Here is a 15,165-nt window from a genome sequence, read left to right as displayed (position 1 = left end):
TTTCTTCATCACTGCGCCATTTTCTTTCGGTACATCTTCCCGTTCCAATAGAAGAATCGTGAAGTGAGGCCTCCGTACTTTACAATGCGCCGTGCCATTTTGTGCATATTCTTTTGTGCTGATACTTTTTGATCTGATAAATAAATACCAAGTAATCCTCGGCTTATAAGACGATGAAACTTCGCATGAGGCAAATCACCAATGCTCTTCTCTGCTTCTTCTACAAAGTGTTTCATACGATCTAATATAGCTTGCTCGTTTTCATAATAACTACAGAAATTCAAATCCCCGCCTATACGGTCTTCTTCTTGATCGATGAAATAATCAAGTAAGATATGAAGTCCTTGTACGTAAGGGAAGTACCCTTGTCTAATTTTCGCAATATCTTCATCATGTAATTCATCATGAAATGCATATGCTACAAGACAGAAAATTCCAAGTGTAGAACCGGCACATGCTGAAAACTCAAACCAACTCATCTCAGGTAAGTTTTCTTTATGTGCTTCAAACCAAGTTTTCAGGCGCGGCTCTCTTTCTTCTAACTTCACGTGTTTATGAATTTGCAAATCACAATAATAACAAGCAAGTTCATGCAGAACAGGAGCAATTTTTTCATAGTGCTTCGTTTTCTTTAAAACATCTTGGCACGTTTCAACAAGTTCATCTAAATAACCACCATCATCTTGATCATCACGATAACGATAATAATTACCGCCACCTTCCACTTCAGGTGATAGTGCCATTAACATTGATTCATGTAGAGCGGCAAAATCATTCGGATCAAGTGATGTACTGCGATCACATAAATTATCTAAATAGTCACTGATTGTTTGATACGCTACGATAAAACGAATACATTCCTCTCGGTGTTCATTTGCTAGCAGCGATAAAATGCCACCACCCTCACAATGAAACGTTTTATGCTCAATACTTGCGATTGCCTGACTATGAAGCTCATCATTCGGAATATGGTAGGCACGCTCTTTCCACATCGCTAGCTCATGGTGTACAACCGGAAACACATCACGGTATACTTTCGCCATGAGCGTTATGGGATTACTCGGTACGTTCACTTCTTCCTTCATCTCCTCTATTAAATGTACAAATAATGATTTATTTGTTTGTTTTTACTATATTATTGACATGCATTTCAGTAAATGACTGAATATAATTCAAAATTTCATCACGCTCATACTCATTTAATAACTCATGATAACAATTCGGCCATTCTTTATATGCCTTATCACTTATTTTAACATTATCAAACCACATGCGGACACGTGTTTTATCTACAAGTTTATCCTCACATGCTTGCATTAGCAAGAGCGGAACATCTGGAAAAGCATCTATTTTCTTATGAGCAATTTCAATAGACTTAATCAATTCACTATACCAACGCACTGATACTTTGCGCAAGAACAATGAATCATTCTCCATTGCATCTCTCACTTCATGATTCCTTGTTGACATTTCCACCGTAAGATTCGTTGCAAATTGCAATTTTGGAGCCACAACATTTAATATTTTTGCAGCAAATTGAAGCGGAGCAGAGGGCCCAGTCACTACCCCTAAACAAGGCGAACTCAAAATAATACCATCTACATCTTCTCTCTTCGTTTCTTGCATCATACGAATGACAATAAGACCACCCATACTATGACCGAATAGAAAAATAGGTAACCTATACTTTCTTGCTTCTTTCACCCATAATTTAACTTCCTCTATGTATTCATCAAACGAATCAATATGTCCTCTATTTCTTGAAGTCGTTCCATGTGACGGAAGGTCCCCCATCACGACGTGGTAGCCGAGATGATTCCACATTTCCGCAACGGCTTCGTAACGTCCGTGATATTCCATTGCGCCGTGCACGATAACAATGACAGCTTTCGCTTCCTCTGCTTCATAATTCCACATATGGACCTCCTCCATTTCACTCTTTCTCATAATTTGATACACTAAAACTAGTCTCTAGGAAAGGAAGACTTTACATGATATATCCTTACAAAGAAAAAAATCCGAAAATTGCGAGTAGTGCTTTTATCGCTGACTATGTTACGATTACAGGCGATGTTTCCGTTGGCGAGGAATCAAGTATTTGGTTTAATACAGTCATCCGTGGTGATGTGTCAGCAACAATCATTGGAGACCGAGTAAATGTACAAGACCAATGTACACTCCACCAAAGCCCTCAGTATCCTCTTATTTTAGAAGATGATGTTACAGTTGGGCATCAAGTTATTTTACATAGCTGTCATATTAAAAAGGATGCTTTAATTGGAATGGGATCCATTATATTAGATGGTGCTGAAATTGGCGAAGGAGCTTTTATCGGTGCCGGAAGCCTCGTTTCACAAGGAAAGAAAATTCCACCAAACACGTTAGCTTTCGGTCGTCCCGCGAAAGTCATTCGTGAATTAACAGAAGAAGACCGTAAAGATATGGAGCGTATTCGTACGCAATACGTTGAAAAAGGTCAATATTATAAATCATTACAGAAGTAAATTTCCGCTGCCATAAGATTGGCAGCTTTTTTTATATAAAATCTAACTTTTTCTTTACAAAACATTATTACTCCCTCAACAAAATCTTATTAAAATAAAAGCTAATATCTCCATATATATGTAAACGAGGGAGGAGAATTTTCATGAAGGTCAGTGGATTATATAAAATAGAATGTTACATTTTTAAAGGAATTAATCGCTACTTTGATCAAAAAACATTAAACATCTTTTTCAGCAATATTACCCATATCGGTGGTGCTACTTTCTCCATTGCACTTACACTTTTCTTTTTAATTTTTGCAAAAGGGACTTTACACCAAGCAGCAATCGCTACTGCTATTTCTTTAGCAATTAGCCATATTCCTGTACAAATATTAAAAAGGTGGTATCCACGAAAACGTCCTTATTTAACAATTCAGGATGCGAAATATCCAGTCCATCCATTAAAAGACCACTCTTTCCCGTCTGGTCATACAACAGCCGTTTTCTCTGTCTTCATTCCATTTATTTGCTATAATCCAAGCTTACTTGCTTTCCTATTACCGTTAGCATTATGCGTCGGTATTTCACGTATTTATTTAGGACTTCACTATCCGTCAGATGTGTTCGTCGGCATGTGCCTTGGCACTTGCTCTGGCATCATCTCTTTTTATCAATTCATCCCACTTTTCACATAAAGGAGTGATATGATGAGAGTCGCCATTTTTACCGATACTTTTACGCCACAAGTTAACGGGGTTGCGAAAACGTTAGAACGATTAACAAGTTACTTTCAGAAAGAACAGATCGCCTATTCTGTTTTCGCCCCTCAGCATACAGCTGAAGATAATTTCGTAGCTAATGTGAACAAGATGAGAAGTATCCCGTTAACAATATTATATCCAGAATGTCGCTTTTCTTTTCCTACTCCGCGTATTAAACGGGAACTTCATTCCTTTAAACCTGACATTATTCACATTGCCACACCTTTCAACATGGGACTTTGTGGACTGTATTACGCCAAAAAGTTAAACATCCCAGTTGTCGGTTCTTATCATACTGATTTCGATGCGTATTTACGCTATTACAAAATTGAATTTCTCTCCAATATGCTTTGGAACTATTTAAAATGGTTTCATAGTCATATGCAAAAAAATTTTGTTCCCTCCTCTGAAACATTACATCAATTAAAAAATAAAGGCTTTCAGGCCCTCTCCATTTGGGGACGTGGTGTAGATTGCACACTCTTTCATCCAGCTTACAATACAGACCTATTCCGAAAAAAATATAATATTACAGCGAAGTACGTTCTTTCCTATGTAGGACGAATTGCTCCTGAAAAAGATATTGATACGTTGCAAAACCTTATCGTTAAAACATCGCATACTCGAAACGACATTCATTGGCTCATCGCAGGAGACGGACCTCTAGCAACAAATTTGCGTGAAGCTGTTCCACAAACAAATGTCACTTTTACTGGCTATTTACAAAGTGCAGATTTAGCTGAAGCATATGCTTGTTCTAACATAATGGTATTTCCATCAGCTACTGAAACATTCGGAAATGTCGTACTTGAATCACTCGCATGTGGCACACCTGTCATTCGTGCAAATAGTGGCGGGGTTAAAAATATTATTACAGATGGAAAAACGGGAATTCTTTGTCCCCCTAAAAATGAGGATGCATTTCTATCATCCATTTATTCTTTATTGCAAAATGAAGAAAAACTTGAGCAGATGGGAATAGCAGCTTCATCTTTTGCAAAATCAAAAAGCTGGGATGAGATCTTTCGCGGCTTACTTAACCAGTATGAAGAAGTCCTTCAGCATACCGCATCAGAGTTACTTGCTTGAACAGAAAAACTCCCTTCAAAAAACGAAGGGAGTTTATTACACACTTGTAAATTTTAGTTGAATGAATGATACATAAGGTGAAATATCATTTATTTCCATATTCATTATAGCAAAAATAAACATAACTAAACAGACTTGTAATAAAAACCCATAAAAATTAATATATGGTTATACAGTGTTTTTGCTGTATAATGATTTTAAGAATTCCCCTTAAAATCAACTTACTCACATACCTTTATACAGCAATTGTTCCCCAATTCTGTATATCAAAAAACCTTTCATTCATTTGAAAGGTCTTTTTGAGCCTGCACATATTCTTCTTTTGTATTTACATTTATAAACCAATCTGTATTCGCTTGTACATCTTCTCCAGCAACATACTTCACATTACATTGTGATAAAAGCTGCCCCATACTTCTTTTCTCTTCCTGAAGTAAAGCATAAATCTTTTCTTTCACGCGGTTATGATACGCTGCAAGTAGCGGCTGTTTTCTTCCATTAATAATAGGTACAACTGCATCATATTCATTGCTCGTTTGCTCCAGTAAAATGGTAAACCATTCATGCGAAACATTTGGCGCATCGCAAGGCATAATAGCATACCAATCTGCTTCTATGTATTCCATTCCTGATACAATACCGGCCAGCGGTCCATTCCCTTTATAGTGCGGGATATCTTCTATAACAGGAACTTGTACGAATTGCTCTACTCGCTCTTTTATATCAGAATGACTAATGACTACAACTTCTTGGAGCGCACTTGTCATCTCTTTCAAAATATGCTCAATAAAAGTACTACCTTGCCAGCTCGCTAACGCTTTCGGCTCACCAAATCTACTCGACATACCGCCCGCTAATACAATTCCAGCCCACCTACTCATTGGCGATGTAGCTCAAATGTAATATGGCCTAATTCCGGTAAAATTAATTTATTCATCGCAAGGCGAACCGCCCCGCTCGATCCTGGCATCGAGAAAACTACTTTGCGCCCAATTGTACCCCCAATCGCTCTACTTAACATTGCGCTGCTCCCGATATCTTCTAAATAACTAATCATGCGGAACAACTCACCAAACCCCACAATCTCTTTATCTAATAGAGCTGACACTGCTTCAATTGTTACATCACGCTTCGTAATACCAGTACCGCCATTTGTTAATACAACATCTACATCTTCCTTATGATAACCAGCTAACACTGCTTGCTGAATACTTTCTTTATCATCTTTTACAATTTCATAAGAGGTTACTGTATGGCCCGCTTCTTTTAACAATTCATGTAATAGTTGTCCGCTCTTATCCGTTTCTTCCGTACGTGTATCGGAAATCGTAACAATCTTGCAACGCACTTCTTTTGGGGCTTGTTTTTTATGTTCAGTTACACTCATTTTTTATCTTTCCTTTCTTAAAGACTTTTCTTCATTTTATCATACATATCTTTACACAATTATGTATGAAGCCACTCATGCGACATGATACAATATAAGTATACTAATCCACAAAAAGGAAAGTGCACTTTCTTATACTCCTAGACTACACATCTTTAGCTACTCCTTATATTTTCTACATAATAGAATTCAATTTTAAAACTTGTACTAAAAAATAAATTGGAGGTCTACATATTATGGAACTATATAAAAAATTAACAACAACATTTATCCTCTTATTCATCGCTTCAATCACTGTCGGCTTTTCCTTAAAAGGCGCAATTCCATACGCTACATTAGTAAGCATTATATTCGCGACACTATTTTTACTAAGCAGTGCCTTTTGCGCAGGTAAAGCACGTCAAATGAACGGTTGATTACATATGTTCCAGAAGAAACCCACCCTTTGTAAATCATGTAAAAAGGAAATACAAACGTATGAAAAGGCTTGATTCATATGCCATTTCCAGCAAGTGGCATGACTAATATGAAAAAGTATATTGAGCTAGATGGAGAAGTATATTGTAGTTCATGTATTCAAATTGTAAGTAAAACGAAATAAAAAAAGCTTTGCGCTCACCGCGCAAAGCTTTTTTTCATATATTATAGACCAGCTTGCTCTTTTAAAGCTGCAGCTTTGTCTGTACGTTCCCATGAAAGATCTACATCAGTACGTCCGAAGTGGCCGTAAGCTGCTGTTTGTTTGTAAATTGGGCGACGTAAGTCTAGCATTTTAATAATACCAGCTGGGCGAAGATCGAAGTTGTTACGAACTAGTTCTACTAGTACGTCTTCAGATACTTTACCTGTGCCGAATGTATCAACTGAAATTGATACTGGTTGTGCTACACCGATTGCGTATGCAAGTTGTACTTCTGCTTTGTCAGCAAGACCAGCTGCTACGATGTTTTTCGCAACATAACGAGCTGCATATGCTGCAGAACGGTCAACTTTTGTTGCATCTTTACCAGAGAATGCACCGCCACCGTGGCGAGCGTATCCACCGTAAGTATCAACGATGATTTTACGTCCTGTTAAGCCAGCATCACCTTGTGGTCCACCAATTACGAAGCGACCAGTTGGATTAATGAAGAATTTCGTTTCTCCATCCATTAATTCTGCTGGTACTACAGCTTTAATTACGTGCTCTTTTAAGTCGCGATCGATTTCTTCCCATGTAACATCTGGGTGATGTTGTGTAGAAATTACGATAGTATCAACACGTACTGGTTTACCATTTTCATCATACTCAACTGTAACTTGCGTTTTTCCATCTGGACGTAAGTATGATAATGTATCATCTTTACGTACTTCAGTTAAACGGCGAGCTAATTTGTGAGCAAGCGAGATTGGAAGTGGCATTAATTCTTGTGTTTCATTACATGCAAAACCAAACATTAAACCTTGGTCTCCTGCACCAATTGCCTCAATCTCAGCGTCAGTCATTTGACCTTCGCGTGCTTCTAGCGCTTGGTCAACACCCATAGCGATGTCAGCAGACTGCTCATCGATAGATGTTAAAACAGCACAAGTTTCTGCATCGAATCCGTATTTTGCGCGTGTGTAACCAATGCCTTGAATTGTTTCACGAACGATTTTCGGAATATCTACGTAAGTAGAAGTCGTAATTTCCCCCGCTACCAATACTAAACCAGTTGTTACAGTTGTTTCACAAGCTACACGTGCATTTGCGTCTTTTGATAAGATCGCATCTAAAATTGAATCAGAAATTTGGTCACAAATTTTATCTGGATGTCCTTCAGTTACAGACTCAGATGTGAACAGATGACGTTTTTTTGTCATGTGGTAAACCTCCCTACAGTAATTGTATATATTGTACGGAACTCATCCTTAATTTGCCACAAACTGCGACATACATTTATTCTCCCACACAAGCATACAGAAAAACCTTTCCTACTTTACATAGAGGAAAGGTTTAATTTGCTACTTGCATACTGCTTTTTGCCCTTCGCTCTTATCGTTCGAGACCTGTAGCCTCGCACAGGTTTTAGCACCTATTCACCTGCATTTATCAATACAAGTGAGGTTGCTGGGCTTCATCGGGCCTGTCCCTCCGCCAGCTCGGGATAAGAGAGTATCCGTCCCAACCTATACTAAAGAAATGATATTCATTTGTCAATTAATATTCACATTTTCCTGAAAGTTTTTCTCAATACGCCTAAAATGAAATATTAATAGGGAAATAATACATTCACACAAACAAAAAGAAATAAATAGTATACATTATTTATATAATTGTGTTATACTCTTGTTGGGGATTACGAGAAATATTTCATTAAATGAAAAGGATGGTATATAAATATGAGTACTGTGAATGTCCAAATTGGTTTACACGAATTATTGAACGGAAGCAATGCACAGATTCAACTAAGTGTTCCGCAATTAGTGGAAAAAGTATTAATGCGAAATGAAGGGAAATTAACTTCTACTGGTGCCGTTTCTGCTTCAACAGGAAAATATACAGGACGTTCTCCTAAAGATAAATTTATTGTGAAAGAAGCATCGGTTGCTGACAAAATTGCTTGGGGAGCTGTGAACCAACCGATTTCTGAAGAACATTTTAATAAATTATATACTAAAGTTTTAGAATACTTAAAAGAAAAAGAAGAGTTATTCGTCTTCAAAGGATTTGCAGGCGCTGACCGCAATTACCGCCTACCAATTCAAGTTATTAATGAATATGCATGGCACAATTTATTTGTACATCAATTATTCATTCGTCCAACTGAAGAAGAATTAACAACTCATGAGTCAGGGTTCACAATTGTTTCTGCACCGAATTTCAAAGCTGATCCAGCTGTTGACGGTACAAACTCTGAAGCATTCATTATGGTTTCATTCGAAAAACGTATTGTACTAATTGGTGGTACAGAATACGCTGGAGAAATGAAAAAATCAATCTTCTCTATTATGAACTTCTTACTACCTGAACAAGATATTCTTTCTATGCATTGCTCTGCAAACGTAGGTGAAGAAGGTGACGTAGCACTATTCTTCGGTTTATCTGGAACAGGTAAAACAACTTTATCTGCTGATCCAAACCGTAAATTAATCGGTGATGATGAGCACGGTTGGTCTGATAACGGTGTATTCAATATTGAAGGCGGTTGCTATGCAAAATGTGTAAACCTTTCTCACGAGAAAGAACCACAAATTTTCGATGCAATCAAATTCGGATCCGTTTTAGAAAACGTTATCATTAATAACCAAACGCGTATCGCAGACTACAACGATACTACTTTAACAGAAAATACTCGTGCTGCATACCCTATGCATGCGATCGACAATATCGTACTGCCAAGTGTTGCTGGACACCCAAATACTATTATTTTCTTAACTGCTGATGCATCTGGCGTATTGCCTCCAATCAGTAAGTTATCAAAAGAGCAAGCTATGTATCATTTCTTAAGTGGTTACACTAGTAAACTAGCAGGAACAGAGCGCGGTGTTACATCTCCGCAAGCTACATTCTCAACTTGCTTCGGTTCACCATTCTTACCACTTGATGCATCTCGCTACGCTGAAATGCTTGGTGAAAAAATCGAGAAACACGATGCGAAAGTATTCCTAGTAAACACTGGCTGGACTGGCGGCGAATACGGCGTTGGTAAACGTATGAACTTAGGTTATACTCGTGCAATGATTCAAGCAGCATTAAGCGGTGAACTTGCAAAAACTGAAACAGCTAAACATGACATCTTCGGTCTTGAAGTTCCACTTCACGTACCAGGTGTACCTGACGAAGTGTTAATGCCTGAACAAACTTGGGCTGATAAAGCTGCTTACAAAGCAAAAGCAATCGAGCTTGCAAATGAATTCAAAGAGAACTTCAAAAAGTTCGAAAGCGTTTCTGAAGATATTATTAACTTAGGCGGCCCAATCGCTTAAATTAACACTTTCTGTTGGAATAACCCTTTACTCATATGAATAAGTGTCGTGTAACCGTAAAGTTTCGCGTACTCACCGACAAAACCCAATGCGGCTTAACGGTTACACACACTTACATAAAAAAGAAGCTTACGTTTTTACGTAAGCTTCTTTTTATATCTTATATAAAGTGAAACGTTAATCTCTTCATCTGTGACTTAGTTCAATAAATTACAGAAAATTCATTTTATACTCATTCATTTTTAGTTTTTTATGATACAATTTACATATACAGGAAAGGGTGAAGCCTATGAAAAATTTTTCTCGTGCAGGAAAAATTTTATTCATTTACGGAGCGATCCAAATTTTTTGGGGACTTGTAATGCTTAACGTTAATTTATTTGAGCATACAAGTGAAACGATAAAATATATTATTCTAATTATCGGAATAATTTGTTGTATTATATCCAAATTTTTTAAAGAACATAAAAGTCCTACTAATACGTGATTTCATGTTAACTTATTAGAAGCAGAAACCTGCATTTCAGGCAAAGTTTCGCTTCCTGTTGTACTATCCATCACTGAATCACTTATCCCAGAGTAAACCTATTTCCACAGGGACAAATCACGGTTTCGAACATATAAATTATATCCCTACTCATTACATCTCTCTGGTTTCACATCGCATGAGGCTAAAAGAGGCTCTGACCGCTTCTATCCCTCGCTGGATCCTCTATTCCATCCAAAAGAGGTTTTTTATCTTTTTATCTTTTTTAGCTCTTCGTTAATTCTTTCTCATCTTTCATGCTATAGTATCCTAAATTCACAACGATTAAGAAATAACCACCCATAATCCCTACTGCAAATGCCCACATAACCATGTGGTGCTCAATTTCGTACATAATAATAGCACCCAAAATGGCAGCTGCAAAACGGTTAAACATACCGAGTGTCGGTGCTTTCGTCTTCTTTACAATACTATCTCCAAGCTTCTCAATTCTTCTCCCTAAAAGCCAAACGCAATACATACTTACAATAAGCCCAATTCCAGCGCCTAAAAAGTGTGCTGAAAACGGTGTTAACATCCAACCTAGTAACAAAATACCTAGTATATAATACGATTGGATTTTAAATGATCTTAGTGACATACTAATCATGCTGTACCTCTCTTCATTCGTTCTTATCTATTCAACAAAAAATTTCTTTCAAATTCATATTCCTTACATCCATTTCACTCAAATTAAAAACAACATAAACCGTATGTTTATGTTGTTTAAATGTTTTTAGGAAATAATATTATACAAGATTTCGAACATCATATTCTCATATTTTGTGACGGTTTTCCAAACTTTTTTCGTCCATTTATGAAAAAAATGATATCAATCTATGAACATACGGATATGATGTAATAAGCACACAAATAAAGGGGGCGTCTAATGATTTATTTTTTAATGGCTCTCATTCACCTCATTATCCCTGCACTTATCGGACTTTCATTGTATTGGTACACGAAAAACCATAGCATTTTTTACGCTGTCCTCGGTGTTCTTCTTCCAGGTATTATTCTTATTACACTCTTCCGTATTCCATTTTTAAACTTAATTCCACTTATTACTGCTATCTTATTTCTCATCTTCTTACCAAAAATAAAAAAATAGGAAAGCAGATCATAGGTGATCTGTTTTCCTATTTTGATATAGGTTCCCCTGCAATAGAATGAACTTTTACTTTCTCCGATTTCACAAACCATAAACCGACAAAAATGATAATTCCACCGATGATTTGTTGAAACGATACATATTCATTTGCCCAGACAGCTGCAAATAAAACAGCTACAAGCGGCGTTATATACATATATACCATCGTATGTGACGCCCCAATTTTTTGAACACCAACATACCACATGACTAAGCCGAATACTGTTACAAAGAAAATGGAATATAGTAAGGCGAATAGTGTCATTCCGTGTGTAATGTGAAATGGCATTATAAATACATATGGTCCACTTAACAATAAAAGCGGAATCGCGCCAACTAAGGCTGACCATGCGGTAACACGTAGTGCTGAATATTTTTTAATTAATGGTCCTGCTAAAACAGGATAAAGCCCCCAGCATATTGATGTAATAAGTCCAATTCCATTGCCATAAAAAGAACTAGCAAGTGAATGTCCTGCTACTAAAACTAATGCTGCACCACTAAAGGCAATGATAGAACCTATGAGCTTTCGAGAAGAAAACTTTTCTTGTTTCAGAAAAATCGCAAATACAGTTGTAAAAATAGGTGAAATAGAAATGAGTAAAGAGGCATTTGTAGCGGATGTATATTTGACAGTTTCCATAAATAACGTTTGATACAGTACAATACCTACAACGCTAACGATGATTAATCTAGGTATATCCTTTCGCTCCATATAAACCGACTTTTCAATAAAAAAAGTAAGAAGTAACAGGAGCGGTGCCGCCGCCATCATACGAAGTGCGGTAAACTCAATTGTTGTAAATTCTAAAAGTCCATACTTCGCAATTGTATAGTTAATCCCCCAAATAATAACAACACTTAAAATTAATAACTCAATTCCCCATCTTCTCATGCGTATCCCCTCCGCAAAGAAAATTATACAGAAAATTCAATCATGTGTACATTTCATTATGTGAAAAAACTTTTTATAATATGAAACGTTTTGGTAAATGAAATTATATTGGCGCAACTCCATTTATATCGGCGACTTCCCAAATATATCGACTTATAAAATAAAAAAAGGTGATTCCAAAATACATTTTGGAATCACCTTTCCTTTACTATACTCGAACGTGTAATTTCATATTTGGATTATAAAACTGGCTTGGGCTCTTCAACTGAAAAGTTCCTCCACCTTCATGCCAATCAACCGTTAACTTATCGTCCATAAATACAAGCTTTGTACGATCAGCGATAAAATTCATTGTGCTTGATTCAATATCCACATCGCGCTCATCTTTCTCTGCTACAGCTACTAAATCGATGATTCCGCTCATGACACAACCGCAACCCTCATTATCGTAAAATAACTTTATATATTTCGCTTCACTTGGAATCGTATCCATAATCTTTTTATATGCTGCTTCTGTTACAGTAACGTACATATGTTAATCTTCATCCTCTCTTCTCTTATCATTCATATATTGTATCACCATTTTTCTTAAAATTTATATACAGAAAATTAAGACTAATATACAATGTATGTGATAAAGTTTCAGCAATCGAGCTTTTATGAGTAGTTCATACAGGAGAAAGGAGGTTTGCTATCCGTGTTCAAACTACAACGATATCCTATTTTATTAAGTCTATTTGGTAGTTTCTTCATTTCTAGCGAAATGCTATTACAGCATGTACTTCCCTATTCTCCTTCTATCGGCTGGATTCTAGGCTTTATTTGTTTCCTATCGCTTCTTATTTCGCTACGAAGAATACAAACAACTCATAAAGCAAGAATCATCTTAAGGAGGATTATTAAACATGCCAGCCTTAAAAAAAATAGAGCAATCACTCGATCACTTATTTCAAATTGAAAAATACGGAAAAGATAGTGCCTTTAGTCGATTTATCCCAGCCGTATATGATCCTATCAAATTTCCTTGGCAACAATTTTTCGAAGCAAATTTTGTAGATTTATTTAACGGCCTTATGATGCACGGATCTGAAAATGTAAACAAAGTATTTTTAGCTGTATTCCCTACAGATGACGTTCTTGAAACATTCATTTCACAATCCACACCCGGTGATTTACTCTTTATGCACCATCCCCTTGTAATGGAGTGCGGTGATCCAATTGGAAGATCAGGCCGCGGTTTCATACCAATTCCTGAAAAATATTTGCAAGGAATAAAAGAAAAACAACTTTCTATATATACATGTCACGTACCAATGGATTTTCATCAAACGCATGGAACGAGTATTTCAATTGCAAAAGCATTAAACGCTACTGTAGTGGACGACTTTGCATATGGAGGTCCAGAACAAGAACCAGTTGGCCTTATTTGTGAAATAGATGAAACATCAACAGAAGCACTCCAAAAACATCTAAAACAACTCTTCCAGATCCCTTACACAGACTTCGAAGGTAAACGACATGATTCCATCAAAAAAATCGCAATTATCGCTGGATGTGGCGATGTTGTATCTTTAATGAAGGAAGCAGAAAAAAAAGGTGCCGAAGCATATATTACAGGAGAAATCCATTGCCATATCGACAATGATTACGGGCGACATAAATACTCGCTCATTATGGATTATGTAAAAGAAACGAATATGTCTCTAATTGGGGTGTCACACTCTGCCTCTGAATATTTAGTGAAAGAGACATTGATGTATGATTGGTTTAAAGAGAATTTTGATGTGGATGTTATTTTACTTCCGCAGGAGAAATGGTGGCTCTAACACTACTTAATTCTCCTACCGCTATTTTTGAAATCTAGACACAAAATACGATCAGCCACACAAAAATATAGAATCCGTAATATACATATAGTAGTTCTATTTTTAAAACTAGATTTTCAAAATATAGAAAGGAGAACGTACATGTATCAACGTAATTGTTTTAGTTGCGATGGCAGACGCAATAGTGGTGGTTCTAACGGAAACACTGGGCCCACTGGTAGCACCGGGGCTACCGGAAGTACTGGACCTTCCGGGCCTACTGGGGCTACCGGACCTACTGGTAGTGCTGGACCTTCTGGAGCTGGTTTCCAAAGTACTACCACCTTCAGTCTAGCAGCGGCCCCCAACTATAAAAAAGGACAAGTTGTCACTTATACGGGCAGTGGCTATGTTGTAAAAAAGGATGCACCTCAAGGATTTCCAAATGTATCTCCGGATTATATCATATTAGTAGAAAGTGGACCTACCGGTAGTACCGGACCTACGGGGAACACCGGACCCATGGGATCTGCCGGTAGTGCTTCAGCAAAAAGTATTGTTTTTCAGGGAACAAATGCTGGTTTTCAACGTATAGCGGGTTCTCCTGGAATTGACTCCAATGTTATCCCATATGTCACTGCTGGAGCCGGTAGTATAGTTGGCTTTTCTGCGTCTATAAATATAAATAATTTACCTGCTGCTGTTTATACGATTAATATTTGCAGAAATGTCCCAACAAACCTCACATCCCCTACTTCTAGCTACATCCTATCTACTATTACCTTAACTACTACTGACAAAATTACCGGAACTATGGTATTTTCTATTAAACCAACGGATAGCGGAGCAGGACAAATTCAAGTATTTAATCCTACTCCAGCAGTAGGTCCCGCTACTGTAACTTGGACTAGTATTACAACTGGAAACCCAATTGTCAGAGGAGATGCTATATCCCTTTATATTACCCCTGGAATTACTGCAAGTGCTGTATACTCTGTTTTTCTCATTACTGATATATAGCAATTCATTCCATAAAAAAAGACCCGAGATTCGGGTCAACAAATAGAAATATAAATGAACTACAACAAATAACAGACAAAGCCATTATATATTTTTCA

17 protein-coding genes and 1 riboswitch are annotated in these 15,165 nt (G+C 37.1%); of the genes, 9 read left to right on the top strand and 8 right to left on the bottom strand.

Annotated features, from left to right (window positions below; translation table 11 throughout):
- Positions 1 to 8 precede the first annotated feature (8 nt).
- Both MHI28_RS23215 and MHI28_RS23210 read right to left on the bottom strand, forming a co-directional pair.
- A complete protein-coding gene (locus MHI28_RS23215) occupies positions 9 to 1,073 on the bottom strand; it encodes a tetraprenyl-beta-curcumene synthase family protein (protein ID WP_001102476.1) in 1,065 nt (354 codons plus the stop codon).
- A 40-nt stretch (positions 1,074 to 1,113) separates the two neighbouring features.
- Positions 1,114 to 1,917 (bottom strand): alpha/beta hydrolase, encoded by an 804-nt coding sequence (locus MHI28_RS23210; RefSeq protein ID WP_000267427.1) that lies wholly within the window; start codon positions 1,915 to 1,917, stop codon positions 1,114 to 1,116.
- A gap of 74 nt (positions 1,918 to 1,991) precedes the next feature.
- Here MHI28_RS23210 and MHI28_RS23205 point away from each other — a divergent pair, with 74 nt between their 5' ends.
- The 3 genes from MHI28_RS23205 (at position 1,992) to MHI28_RS23195 (ending at position 4,336) form a co-directional block, all read left to right on the top strand.
- Positions 1,992 to 2,504 carry a gamma carbonic anhydrase gene (locus MHI28_RS23205; RefSeq protein ID WP_000640205.1) on the top strand — a complete coding sequence of 171 codons (513 nt, stop codon included), beginning with the start codon at positions 1,992 to 1,994 and terminating at the stop codon, positions 2,502 to 2,504.
- A 143-nt stretch (positions 2,505 to 2,647) separates the two neighbouring features.
- A complete protein-coding gene (locus MHI28_RS23200) occupies positions 2,648 to 3,181 on the top strand; it encodes a phosphatase PAP2 family protein (RefSeq protein ID WP_000868582.1) in 534 nt (177 codons plus the stop codon).
- A gap of 12 nt (positions 3,182 to 3,193) precedes the next feature.
- Positions 3,194 to 4,336 carry a glycosyltransferase family 4 protein gene (locus MHI28_RS23195; protein ID WP_340828304.1) on the top strand — a complete coding sequence of 381 codons (1,143 nt, stop codon included), beginning with the start codon at positions 3,194 to 3,196 and terminating at the stop codon, positions 4,334 to 4,336.
- Positions 4,337 to 4,614: 278 nt separating this feature from the next.
- Here MHI28_RS23195 and MHI28_RS23190 read toward each other — a convergent pair whose 3' ends face one another.
- Both MHI28_RS23190 and MHI28_RS23185 read right to left on the bottom strand, forming a co-directional pair.
- On the bottom strand, positions 4,615 to 5,217 hold the full coding sequence (locus MHI28_RS23190; RefSeq protein WP_000092360.1) for a molybdenum cofactor guanylyltransferase: 603 nt from the start codon (positions 5,215 to 5,217) through the stop codon (positions 4,615 to 4,617).
- Positions 5,214 to 5,723, bottom strand: a complete 510-nt coding sequence (locus MHI28_RS23185; RefSeq protein WP_000117130.1) for a MogA/MoaB family molybdenum cofactor biosynthesis protein — start codon at positions 5,721 to 5,723, stop codon at positions 5,214 to 5,216. The genes MHI28_RS23190 and MHI28_RS23185 overlap by 4 nt, the downstream gene beginning before the upstream one ends.
- A 236-nt stretch (positions 5,724 to 5,959) precedes the next feature.
- On the opposite strand from MHI28_RS23185, the gene MHI28_RS23180 reads away from it, so the two are divergent.
- Positions 5,960 to 6,139, top strand: coding sequence for a hypothetical protein (locus MHI28_RS23180; RefSeq protein WP_000424798.1), 180 nt, complete (start codon positions 5,960 to 5,962; stop codon positions 6,137 to 6,139).
- Between the two features lie 226 nt (positions 6,140 to 6,365).
- Here the strand turns inward: MHI28_RS23180 and metK are convergent, their stop codons facing one another.
- On the bottom strand, positions 6,366 to 7,565 hold the full coding sequence (metK, locus tag MHI28_RS23175) for a methionine adenosyltransferase (protein ID WP_000163117.1): 1,200 nt from the start codon (positions 7,563 to 7,565) through the stop codon (positions 6,366 to 6,368).
- Between the two features lie 169 nt (positions 7,566 to 7,734).
- Positions 7,735 to 7,856: riboswitch (SAM riboswitch) on the bottom strand.
- 228 nt (positions 7,857 to 8,084) lie between these two features.
- Between metK and pckA the strand changes: the two genes are divergently transcribed.
- A complete protein-coding gene (gene pckA / locus MHI28_RS23170) occupies positions 8,085 to 9,671 on the top strand; it encodes a phosphoenolpyruvate carboxykinase (ATP) (protein WP_000108813.1) in 1,587 nt (528 codons plus the stop codon).
- 289 nt (positions 9,672 to 9,960) lie between these two features.
- Positions 9,961 to 10,158, top strand: coding sequence for a hypothetical protein (locus tag MHI28_RS23165; RefSeq protein WP_000788101.1), 198 nt, complete (start codon positions 9,961 to 9,963; stop codon positions 10,156 to 10,158).
- A 265-nt stretch (positions 10,159 to 10,423) separates the two neighbouring features.
- Here MHI28_RS23165 and MHI28_RS23160 read toward each other — a convergent pair whose 3' ends face one another.
- The gene (locus MHI28_RS23160) at positions 10,424 to 10,807 is read right to left on the bottom strand and encodes an ATP synthase subunit I (protein WP_000624926.1); all 384 of its coding nucleotides are present in this window, start codon (positions 10,805 to 10,807) and stop codon (positions 10,424 to 10,426) included.
- A gap of 279 nt (positions 10,808 to 11,086) precedes the next feature.
- Between MHI28_RS23160 and MHI28_RS23155 the strand changes: the two genes are divergently transcribed.
- A complete protein-coding gene (locus MHI28_RS23155) occupies positions 11,087 to 11,308 on the top strand; it encodes a hypothetical protein (protein ID WP_000639042.1) in 222 nt (73 codons plus the stop codon).
- A gap of 28 nt (positions 11,309 to 11,336) precedes the next feature.
- Here the strand turns inward: MHI28_RS23155 and MHI28_RS23150 are convergent, their stop codons facing one another.
- Positions 11,337 to 12,242 carry a DMT family transporter gene (locus tag MHI28_RS23150; RefSeq protein WP_001255422.1) on the bottom strand — a complete coding sequence of 302 codons (906 nt, stop codon included), beginning with the start codon at positions 12,240 to 12,242 and terminating at the stop codon, positions 11,337 to 11,339.
- 208 nt (positions 12,243 to 12,450) lie between these two features.
- Positions 12,451 to 12,774 carry an iron-sulfur cluster biosynthesis family protein gene (locus MHI28_RS23145; protein ID WP_000289570.1) on the bottom strand — a complete coding sequence of 108 codons (324 nt, stop codon included), beginning with the start codon at positions 12,772 to 12,774 and terminating at the stop codon, positions 12,451 to 12,453.
- A 373-nt stretch (positions 12,775 to 13,147) separates the two neighbouring features.
- On the opposite strand from MHI28_RS23145, the gene MHI28_RS23140 reads away from it, so the two are divergent.
- Positions 13,148 to 14,068, top strand: a complete 921-nt coding sequence (locus MHI28_RS23140) for a Nif3-like dinuclear metal center hexameric protein (RefSeq protein ID WP_001111119.1) — start codon at positions 13,148 to 13,150, stop codon at positions 14,066 to 14,068.
- A 141-nt stretch (positions 14,069 to 14,209) separates the two neighbouring features.
- Positions 14,210 to 15,067, top strand: a complete 858-nt coding sequence (locus MHI28_RS23135; RefSeq protein ID WP_000284871.1) for a collagen-like protein — start codon at positions 14,210 to 14,212, stop codon at positions 15,065 to 15,067.
- The last annotated feature ends 98 nt before the right edge of the window (positions 15,068 to 15,165 follow it).

Source organism: Bacillus sp. FSL K6-0268 (assembly GCF_038005425.1).
Taxonomy (GTDB): Bacteria; Bacillota; Bacilli; order Bacillales; family Bacillaceae_G; genus Bacillus_A; species Bacillus_A thuringiensis_S.
Note: the sequence above shows the minus strand (reverse complement) of the source record. Positions and strands in the feature narration are given on the sequence as shown.